The 9,842-nt window shown below is 69.3% G+C and carries 10 protein-coding genes; 8 read left to right on the forward strand and 2 right to left on the reverse strand.

Going from position 1 to position 9,842, the window contains the following annotated elements; all coding sequences use genetic code 11:
* The first annotated feature begins 12 nt into the window (after window positions 1–12).
* The 8 genes from SSP24_RS41415 to SSP24_RS41455 all read left to right on the forward strand — a co-directional run bounded on the left by SSP24_RS41415 (window position 13) and on the right by SSP24_RS41455 (window position 7,066).
* Window positions 13–657, forward strand: a complete 645-nt coding sequence (locus tag SSP24_RS41415) for an HAD family hydrolase (RefSeq protein ID WP_141316272.1) — start codon at window positions 13–15, stop codon at window positions 655–657.
* 66 nt (window positions 658–723) lie between these two features.
* Complete coding sequence (locus SSP24_RS41420; RefSeq protein WP_141316274.1) at window positions 724–1,941, forward strand: MFS transporter; 1,218 nt, start codon at window positions 724–726, stop codon at window positions 1,939–1,941.
* The gene (locus SSP24_RS41425) at window positions 1,892–3,067 is read left to right on the forward strand and encodes an acetoin utilization protein AcuC (RefSeq protein ID WP_141316276.1); all 1,176 of its coding nucleotides are present in this window, start codon (window positions 1,892–1,894) and stop codon (window positions 3,065–3,067) included. The genes SSP24_RS41420 and SSP24_RS41425 overlap by 50 nt, the downstream gene beginning before the upstream one ends.
* Before the next feature lie 166 nt (window positions 3,068–3,233).
* A complete protein-coding gene (locus SSP24_RS41435; protein ID WP_141316278.1) occupies window positions 3,234–4,082 on the forward strand; it encodes a phosphatase in 849 nt (282 codons plus the stop codon).
* A gap of 134 nt (window positions 4,083–4,216) precedes the next feature.
* Window positions 4,217–4,432, forward strand: a complete 216-nt coding sequence (locus SSP24_RS41440; protein ID WP_141316280.1) for a helix-turn-helix domain-containing protein — start codon at window positions 4,217–4,219, stop codon at window positions 4,430–4,432.
* Window positions 4,433–4,586: 154 nt separating this feature from the next.
* Complete coding sequence (locus tag SSP24_RS41445) at window positions 4,587–4,685, forward strand: 30S ribosomal protein bS22 (RefSeq protein WP_003948845.1); 99 nt, start codon at window positions 4,587–4,589, stop codon at window positions 4,683–4,685.
* A gap of 225 nt (window positions 4,686–4,910) precedes the next feature.
* Window positions 4,911–5,972 (forward strand): NAD-dependent epimerase/dehydratase family protein, encoded by a 1,062-nt coding sequence (locus SSP24_RS41450; RefSeq protein ID WP_141316282.1) that lies wholly within the window; start codon window positions 4,911–4,913, stop codon window positions 5,970–5,972.
* Between the two features lie 14 nt (window positions 5,973–5,986).
* Window positions 5,987–7,066 carry a lysophospholipid acyltransferase family protein gene (locus SSP24_RS41455; protein WP_141316284.1) on the forward strand — a complete coding sequence of 360 codons (1,080 nt, stop codon included), beginning with the start codon at window positions 5,987–5,989 and terminating at the stop codon, window positions 7,064–7,066.
* Between the two features lie 92 nt (window positions 7,067–7,158).
* Here the strand turns inward: SSP24_RS41455 and SSP24_RS41460 are convergent, their stop codons facing one another.
* Together SSP24_RS41460 and SSP24_RS41465 are read right to left on the reverse strand one after the other, a co-directional pair.
* Complete coding sequence (locus SSP24_RS41460; RefSeq protein ID WP_141316286.1) at window positions 7,159–8,397, reverse strand: DUF5667 domain-containing protein; 1,239 nt, start codon at window positions 8,395–8,397, stop codon at window positions 7,159–7,161.
* 246 nt (window positions 8,398–8,643) lie between these two features.
* On the reverse strand, window positions 8,644–9,414 hold the full coding sequence (locus SSP24_RS41465; RefSeq protein ID WP_141316287.1) for an ECF subfamily RNA polymerase sigma factor, BldN family: 771 nt from the start codon (window positions 9,412–9,414) through the stop codon (window positions 8,644–8,646).
* Between the last annotated feature and the right edge of the window lie 428 nt (window positions 9,415–9,842).

Here is a 9,842-nt window from a genome sequence, read left to right on the forward strand (position 1 = left end):
AGGGTCTTCACCATGCGCTATGAACTGGTCATCTTCGACAACGACGGTGTTCTCGTCGACAGCGAGCCGATCTCCAACCGGCATCTCGCGGCCTATCTCACCGAGCTGGGGCATCCGACGACGTACGAGGACTCCATTCGGGACTTCATGGGGTCCGCGATGCATCGGATCCATGAGCTGGTTGAGGAGCGCACGGGGCAGCGGTTGCCGGCCGAGTTCGACGACGTCTTTCACGCGCGCGTCTTCGCCGCGTTCGAGCGGGAGTTGACTGCGGTGAGCGGGGCCGGGGAGGTGCTGGAGAAGCTGGCCGCGGACGGGGTGCCGTACTGTGTGGCCTCCTCGGGGAGCCATGAGCGGATTCGGGTCGGGCATCGGGTGGCCGGGCTGGAGCGGTGGTTCGACGACGGGCGGATCTTCAGCTCGCAGGATGTGGGGCGGGGGAAGCCGGCACCGGATCTGTTCCTGTACGCGGCGGAGCGGATGGGGGTCGCGCCGGAGCGCTGTGTGGTCGTCGAGGACAGCACCCTCGGGGTGCAGGCGGCCGTGGCTGCCGGGATGGATGTGTACGGGTTCACAGCCATGACACCGGCCAGGAAGCTGGTGGGGGCAACCGGACTCTTCGCCGAGATGGGGGAGTTGGCCGACCTGCTCAGGTGAAGCTGAGCGAAATTCATCTTTGGCTGGATATACCCAGCGGTACGCCGGGGCCCTACGCTCGCCGCCATGACTCGTGTGCTGCGGCGCGGTAGGGCCTCGTTGGCGTTCGGCTTCTTCGCGCAGGGGGTGGCCTTTGCCCTGCTGGTGACGCGGATTCCGGCCATCCAGGACCGGTACGGGGTGTCCGACGCGTTGCTGCCGGTGTTTCTGGCCGCGGTGCCGGTGCTGGCCGGGGTCGGGAGCGTGGTGACCGAGCGGGTGGTGAAGCGGATACCGCCCAGCTCGGTGCTGCGGTGGTCCCAGCCCGTTGTGCTCCTGGCGCTGCTCGGGGTGGGCGCCGGGGAGCGGATGGTGGTGCTGGGGGTGGCGCTGGCCGCGTTCGGGCTGGCAGTGGGGGCGCTGGATGCCTCGATGAACATGCTCGGGGTGAGCCTGCAGCGGTCGTACGGGCGCAGCATCATGCTCGGGTTTCACGCCGCGTACAGCCTCGGAGGGATCGTCGGGGCCTCGCTGGCGTGGGTGGGGGCGCACTGGGAGCTGGCGCTGTTCGTGTCGTATCTGCCGGTGGTGGCGGTGCTGCTGCCGGCCGCGCTGGTGGGGAGCCGGTGGTACGTCGATGGCGGCGGCCGGGGCTCGGGTGGTGTGGCCAGTGGGGGTGAGGCCGGGAGTGTCGCCTTCCGGGCGTTGCTGCCGCTGTGCCTGGTGATGACCTTCGCGTACATCGGGGACGCGACCGTTTCCAACTGGAGCGCGAAGTATCTGAAGGACGTGCTGGGGAGCTCGGAGCAGCTGGCGACGGTGCCGTACAACGTCTACATGGTCACCACGCTGGTGGGGCGGGCTCTGGGGGACTTCGGGGTGCGGCGGTTCGGGGCCGTGGGGGTCGTACGGGGTGGGGCGGTGGTCGCCGCGGTGGGGTTCGCGGTGGTGGCGGGGGCGCCTGGGGCGTGGATCGGGATGGTCGGGTTCACGTTGCTGGGGCTGGGGTTGTGTGTGTTGGTTCCGCAGACGTTCGCGGCGGGAGGGAGGTTGTTTCCGGGGGCTTCGGATGTGGCCGTGGCACGGCTCAATGTCTTCAACTATGTGGGCTTTTTGATCGGTTCGCCGTTGGTGGGGGCGTTGGGGGATGCCTGGAGCTATCGGGGGGCGATGCTCGTGCCGATGGTGTTGGTGCTGGTGACACTCGTGTACGCCCGGTCGTTCGATGCTCAACCGGACCGATACGGTGGCGGGCATGAGCGGTCGCGCACAGCTGATGTGGGACGAGGCGGTAACGGGCTATGACTTCGGGCCGGACCATCCGATGGATCCGGTTCGGCTGGCGTTGACCCGGGGACTGGTCGAGGCGTTCGGGCTCGATCGTGAGATGGATGTCGTGGCCGCGAAGGCGGCGGGGGAGTCGACGCTGCGGCTGGTTCACCGGGAGGACTACATCGCGGCGGTGAAGGCCGCGTCGGTGGATCCGGGGGCGGCCGACCAGTCGTACGGGCTGGGGACGTTGGACGATCCGGCGTTCGTCGGGATGCATGAGGTGTCGGCTCTTATCGCCGGGCAGTCGGTGGGGGCGGCGGAGGCTGTGTGGCGCGGGGAGGCGCTGCACGCGGTGAACTTCGCGGGTGGGCTGCATCATGCGATGCCGGCGGCGGCCTCGGGGTTCTGCATTTACAACGATGCCTCGCTGGCGATCGCCCGGTTGCTGGAACTGGGGGCCGAGCGGGTCGCCTATGTGGATGTCGATGTGCATCACGGGGACGGGGTGCAGGCAGCGTTCTGGGACGATCCCCGGGTACTGACGATTTCCTTGCACGAGCATCCTCGGACGCTGTTTCCGCAGACCGGCTGGCCGGAGGAGACGGGAGCGGAGGGGGCCGCGACCGGGTCGGCGGTGAATGTGGCGTTGCCTGCGGGGACGGGGGACGCCGGGTGGTTGCGGGCGTTTCATGCGGTGGTGCCGGAGCTGGTGGCCGAGTTTCGGCCGCAGGTGTTGGTGACTCAGCACGGGGCCGACACGCATTTCGAGGATCCGTTGGCGCACTTGGCGGTTTCCCTGGATGCGCAGCGGGCTGTGCAGGTCGCCTGTCATGAGTTGGCGCATGAGTACGCCGAGGGGCGTTGGGTGGCGCTGGGCGGGGGCGGGTACGCGGTGGTCGAGGTGGTGCCGCGGTCCTGGACGCATCTGGTGGGGATCGCGGCCGGGCGGGAGGTGGCGCCCGAGGCGATGATTCCCGAGGACTGGCGGCACGAGGTCTTTGCCCGGACACGGCAGTTGGCGCCGGTGCGGATGACTGACGGTCGGTGGCCGGTGTCGTGGCGGGACTGGGAGGCGGGGTACGACCCTGCGGATCGGCTGGATCAAGCTGTGCTGGCCACGAGGCGGGCCGTGTTTCCGTTGCGGGGGTTGTTGGCGTAGGGGCTGCTGGGCCGCTCGGGCACGTCTGCCCGCAGGTTACGACTGCCCGCAGGTTACGACTGCCGCAGGTACGCATCTGCTGCCATCGCCATCCCCGTTACGCCAACCGAGCCCCCTTCCCCCATTCCCACCCCACCCCCCACCCGCCATCCGTCACCATCCCCCCATGCCCACCCCCACCACCTCCACGACCCCCACCACCCCCCTCCGAGCCCACCTCAGATCCCACCTCCTGGCCGCCCGGCTGGCCGGTCCTGTCGCCACCTCCCGCGAGGAGAGCCTGCGCAGCTATCGGGCCTTCGCGGCCCGCGATCCCCGGCTGTTGATCGGGATTGACCCCGAATGGGCTTGGACCGAGCGGGATTTGATCGGGTTGATGGCGGACAGGTGTGGGGTTTCCAGCGATCCGAGATGCGTCTCCGGTCAGGACGTGATCGACCCGGAACTGACCCTCGCCGCGCTGGAAGCTTTCTCGGAACGGCTCGCCGTGGTTGCGCAGCGTGGTGCGCCCGTGTTGTTCGGGACCGGTCACCCCCACCGGCTGCTCGGTTTCTACGGCGCCTTGGCGGACGCCTTGTCGGCGGCCGGATGTGCCGTCCTCACCCCGGCGAAGGGTCGCTCTGTCGACATAACGACTAGGTTCGGCCTACGCACGTACGACCTTGATTACGTACGAGGCGTCGCGCTGGTGCGGGAACCCGGCGCCCCCGGCTCCGGTTGTGCGACCGGCGCACACACCCATTCCCCCCTCCCGGTTCGGACCGTTCTGGCCGCGATCGCCGAGGCCGGCGGGACCCTCCCGGAGCTGGTGATCGGAGACCACGGATGGGTCTGCGGCGCAGGTCAGCTGGGGTTCGAGGCCATCGGGCTGGCCGACACGGACGATCCCGCGCTGTTCGTCGGCGAGGCCGAGGGGCGGTTGTCCGTCGTCGTTCCACTTGATGACGCTGTGCGGTCTGATTACTACCGGCCGCTTACCCGCTACGTACTCAATCGGGCGTGTCTGTCACAGTAGGCCGCCGATGGGTGCACCTCTTCCCCACTCGCATCACCCGCCCCTAGTCTGGGGAGTGAGCACGCAGCGACGAAGAGTCACCGGAAGGGGAAGCCGGTGGCCGTCGAGTCGAGTGCGGAAGGTTCAGGTGTGTCATGGCTGCAGCTGGAGATCAGAGGCCTCTGAGTGAGGTTCAGTTCCTTACCGTGGCGGAGGTTGCCTCGGTGATGCGAGTGTCGAAGATGACCGTGTACCGGCTGGTGCACAGCGGTCATCTGCCCGCGATCAGGGTGGGGCGGTCCTTCCGCGTCCCCGAGAACGCGGTTCACGAGTACCTCCGCGACAGCTATGTGGGGGTGGAAACCGCCTGACGGCGATCCGGGGAGATCGAGTACAGGGCACTTTCGATCTCCCCGTGCACCTCGATTACGACCTCAGCGCTCGGGCGGGTAGGCTAGCCCCTCGTAGGTCGTGTGGGCCCATGGCGCCCAAACACCGAGTGATGAGAAGTGAGCGAGGGTAGTCGTGGGCTCTGTTATCAAGAAGCGGCGCAAGCGGATGGCCAAGAAGAAGCACCGCAAGCTGCTCAAGCGCACGCGCGTTCAGCGTCGTAACAAGAAGTAAGTAGCGAGAAGTAACGACGCACCGCAACGCCGCGAAAGCGTGGCTGTGGCCCCCCACCCCGTCCGGTGGGGGGCCACACGCATATGGGGGCACATGCATATCCCGGTGGAATGTTTCCCCTCACTTGGTGCAGCGGGCGGTCATCACAGCGCAACGACAAACCGCTAAGTTGGCCGCAGACGGGAACTCGGCAGCGGTACGAGGGCTGGAAGGAAGGCGCGGATCTTGGGCAAGGTCGTGCTCGTGACCGGAGTGGCCCGTCAGCTGGGGGGCCGGTTCGTACGACGGATCCAGCGGGACCCGGATGTCGATCGGGTCGTCGCCGTGGACGCGGTACCGCCCGAGCATCATCTGGGCGGCGCGGACTTCATCCGGACCGACATCCGGCAGCCCACCATCGCGCGCGTGCTGGCCGAGACGGCCGCCGACACGGTCGTCCACCTGGACGTCACCGCCACCGCGCTGGGCAGCGGCAACCGGGCCACGGTCAAGGAGACCAACGTCATCGGGACGATGCAGCTGCTCGGCGCCTGCCAGAAGTCCCCGACGGTACGGCGCCTGGTGGTGAAGTCCAGCACCAACGTCTACGGCTCGGCGCCCCGCGACCCGGCCGTGTTCAGCGAGACGACCCCGCCCAAGTCGCTGCCCAGCGGCGGCTTCGCCAAGGACACGGTGGAGGTCGAGGGTTACGTACGCGGGTTCGCGCGCCGCCGGCCGGATGTGGCGGTGTGCGTGCTGCGGCTCGCCAACATCCTGGGCCCGAACGCCGACTCACCGCTCGCCTCGTACTTCTCGCTCCCCGTCCTGCCGACCGTCTTCGGCTACGACCCCCGGTTGCAGTTCGCGCACGAGGACGACGTGATCGAGGTACTGCGGATCGCCTCGCACGAGCCGCGCCGGGGCACGCTCAACAGCGGCACCTTCAACATCGCCGGCGACGGCGTCCTGCTGCTCTCCCAGTGCTCCCGGCGGCTCGGCCGCCCCACCGTGCCGCTGCTGCTGCCCGCCGTCACGTGGGCCGGCTCGCTGGTGCGTACCCTGGGCATGACGGACTTCTCACCCGAGCAGATCCGACTGCTGACCCACGGCCGGGTGGTGGACACGACCCAGATGCGCGAGACGCTGGGCTTCCAGCCGAAGTACACCACCGCGGAAACGTTCGCGGAGTTCGCGCGCAGCCGCGGACCCGGACTCCTGCCGCCCGAGGCCCTTGCGGGGGCCGTCGACCGGATCGCCGCGCTGCCCGTCGCGGGCGGCGGCCACCCCCCGACGCAGAGCGCCAACTGAGGAGCGCATCAACGATGGCGGACGCCAAGGTCATTCCGTTCGACGACGACCGGTCCCGCGGGAGCGCCGTACAGCGGCCGCCGCGGCGCGGCCGGAGCGGGGGGAGCCGACGTCCCGGCGGGGAGCCCGCACGGGTTCACGAGGTGGGCGAGGTCCAGCCCCTGCCCAGCCGGACACGTGCGCAGGATGATGTCCCCGTGCCCCACGAGGAACAGCGCCCGGACGAGCCCGCGCAGCAGCCGCCCCTGGACGAGGGCGGTCTGGAGAAACGCATCGCCTCCGGTCTCGCCTTCCTGCGCCGCCGCCTCACCGGCGACTACGAGGTCGACGACTTCGGCTACGACGCCGAACTCACCGACCACGTCCTGATGTCCCTGCTGCGCCCGGTGTACGAGAACTACTTCCGGGTCGATGTGAAGGGCGTCGAGAACATCCCATCCGAGGGCGGCGCCCTGATCGTCGCCAACCACTCCGGCACGCTCCCGCTGGACGGCCTGATGATGCAGGTCGCCGTGCACGACCACCACCCGGCCGGCCGCCACCTGCGCCTCCTCGCCGCCGACCTGGTCTTCGTCCTCCCGGTCGTCAACGAACTCGCCCGCAAGCTCGGCCACACCCTCGCCTGCGCCGAGGACGCCGAACGCCTCCTCAGCCAGGGCGAACTGGTCGGCGTCATGCCGGAGGGCTTCAAGGGCATCGGCAAGCCCTTCAGCGAGCGTTACAAGCTCCAGCGCTTCGGCCGCGGCGGCTTCGTCTCCACCGCGCTGCGCCAGGGCACCCCGATCATCCCGTGCTCGATCGTCGGCGCCGAGGAGATCTACCCGATGCTCGGCAACTCGAAGACGCTCGCCCGCCTGCTGGGCTTCCCGTACTTCCCGCTGACGCCCACGTTCCCCTGGCTCGGCCCCCTGGGCGCGATCCCGCTGCCCACGAAATGGACGATCCAGTTCGGCGAGCCGATCCCCACGGACGGCTATCCGCCGGAGGCGGCCGAGGACCCGATGCTGATGTTCAACCTGACCGACCAGGTCAGGGAACAGATCCAGCACACCCTGTACAAGCTGCTGGTGCAACGCCGCTCGGTCTTCTTCTGACGACCTTCTTCTGACGACAAACCGCAGCAGGGATACGGCAACGGGGGCGCCCCTCCCACAAGGGGCGCCCCCGTTGCCGTACTACGCGAAAACTACTCGGCGTCCTCGGCGTCGAGACCGAGCCCGGGCAGCAGCCCCGGGAGCAGCGGCGGCAGCGTGACGTCGGGCTCGGCCGTCGGTGGCTTGCTCTGCGACGGTGAGGCGCTGCCGATGTCCTTCGGCGGGTCGAGCAGGCCGCCGGTGTTGCCGCCGAGCAGGCCGTCGATCTCGCCGCCGGACTCGGCCGAGCGGCTCGGGCCGCCGCTGCCGGTGTCGCCGCCGTAGGAGGAGCCGCTGCCGTTGCTGGGTGCCGTCGAGCCGCGCCCGGACTCGGTGGCACCCGCGGCGGGCCCGCTGCCGGTGCCGTTTCGCTCGCTGCCGTCGCTGCTGCCGTCCTGCGCCGGGGGCGGCGAGAGCAGGGACTGCAGCGGGGCGACTTCCTGGTCTATGGCGTCGAACACCGACGACACCTGCTCACTGACGTCCCCGAGCTGCACCGGCAGCCGCTCGCGCAGGGCGCCCCAGGTCTCGCGGTGGGAGCGGGAGAAGGTGGAGAGTGCCTGGATGGGGCCCAGCGACTCGGGGTCGCGCTCGTATGCCGCGGTCAGCAGCCGGTGGCCCTCGGAGGCGTCGTGCTTCATGCCGGACAGGGCGCGGCGGATCTCGCCGACCGACTCGTGGTCGAGGTGGCCGCCGCGGTCGCGCTCCATCAGCCGACGGGCTTCGTTCAGCCGGGTGGACGCCTGGTCGAGGTACATCTGCCCGCGCTCGTCGTCGCCGTCGGTGAGGCCGAGCTTGAAGTCCTCGATGCCGCGCTTGAGCCCGTACAGCGAGTCACCGGGCAGGGCGTCCCCGCTGGCGGCGGCGACTCCGCCGAAGGCACTGGCGGCGACACCCACGCTGAGCCCGCCGGCGGTGAGGCCCTTGGCCAGGCGCGTACGCGGACGGAACTTGCCCAGCGGTGTGGCCCGGTGGGCGCCACGGCCCCGCACGGACCGCTGCTCGGGCAAGGGCGGATCGGCTGCCGCCCCGCCGCCCTCCTGCAGCATGGCTTCGAACTGGGCCACCAGTTGCGCCCGCTGGACGACCTTGACCTCCGGATCCAGCTCCGGCTTGGGCAACGCGCCAAGACCGGCCGTGAGGGCCAACAGGCGGCCCTGCTCGGTCGGTTGTTCCGCAGCAGCCGGGGCCGATTCCTCGGACTGCTCGGCCGCCGTGCCCCGCTCGGACTGGTCCTCCAGGGCCTGGGCGAAGGCGTTCGCCCGCCGGTGCGCCGATACGTTCGCGATCACTGGCGGCACCTCCTCTCGTCATGACGGTCGACTCCCCAGGGGGTCCTGAGGGTTGCACGCCCCGGCCACAACCACACGATCGAGGGATGGGAGTCAGCCAGGGAGTGACCACAGGGAGCCTGCATCCCGCACAACGAGCGGCGCGGCACTTGGGTTACGGACGGAGGAGGAACGGACGGCGAAGCCAACGGCCTGTCACAGAGGGTGAGTTGAGTATCGCTGAGCGTATGCCTTCGCGTACGGCGCTCAGCGCGCGTCGTCGGGGAGGAGGCGGGCGAGGGTGCGCACGGCGCGGTACTGGAGGGTCTTGATGGCGCCCTCGTTCTTGCCCATCACGCGGGCGGTCTCGGCGACGGAGAGGCCCTGGAGGAAGCGGAGCGTCACGCACTCCTGCTGCTGGGGGTTGAGCCGCCGCACGGCGTCCAGCAGGGCGGCGTTGGAGAGGGACTCCAGCACGGAGTCCTCGGGCGAGCGTTCGACTTCGTTGGCGTCGAGCATCTCGCCGGTGGTCACTTCCAGCCGGAAGCGACTGGACTTGAAGTGATCGGCGACCAGATTTCGCGCGATGGTGACCAGCCACGCACCGAAGTCGCGCCCCTGCCAGGTGAACGTGCCGATCCTTCTCAGTGCCCGCAGAAAGGTCTCACTCGTCAGGTCCTCGGCGGTCGCCTTCCCTCCCACCCGGTAGTAGATGTACCGGTAAACGGTGTCGCTGTACTGGTCGTAGAGCCGGCCGAACGCATCGGCCTCGCCGGCCTGGGCGCGCTCCACGAGGTCCATCATCCGGGCGCTGTCGCTGTCGGCGGCCGGACGGCGTGCGGTGGCCGCTCCGGCCGAGCGGCCTCGTCTGCCGACCGCGGCGGTGCCGTCGGCCAGTGCGTAGCACGGGCCGACCGGCGCGGCGGTGGTGAATGCGGGGACGGCGTACGCGGTGGGGACGAAGCCGCGCAACAGGTCTAGGACCGTTGCGCGCAGCGTGGCCAGGCCCGAGGCGTCAACCCCGACGTGTGGGTACACGAGACTCCCAGAGGCAGAGCTTCCATCACGTGCAGTGCGGGACCTTTCACCCGTCGTAGCGACGAGAGGGGTACCGGTTTGCGTCTGAGGAGAATAACGCTTCGTGCAGGCGCTGCTACGCCCAGTTGCTCAAATCACCGATTACGTCGCTTCCGTAACCGATTGACGCCCGATCAAGTTCCGCAGAATGACAGTTTGTTGACCGATGAGGCTCGATTTCGCGGTCAGTACGGGGCGTGTTGTGGCCGGGTGCGGGATGAGGGGACTGGCCGGGCCGATGTGTGGGTACGGGGTCTGGATTGCCCCGCGTTTCGAATGTGCCCGGCGTTGCCACTGAGGCCGAGGCGTGACACAGCCCGGCGCAACGGGGCGCCGCTGCGCCCACCCGTGCCGCCCAAGCGGCACGACTGCCCGCAGCTACGCGCGCC

This window comes from Streptomyces spinoverrucosus, assembly GCF_006539505.1.
GTDB classification, from domain to species: domain Bacteria; phylum Actinomycetota; class Actinomycetes; order Streptomycetales; family Streptomycetaceae; genus Streptomyces; species Streptomyces spinoverrucosus.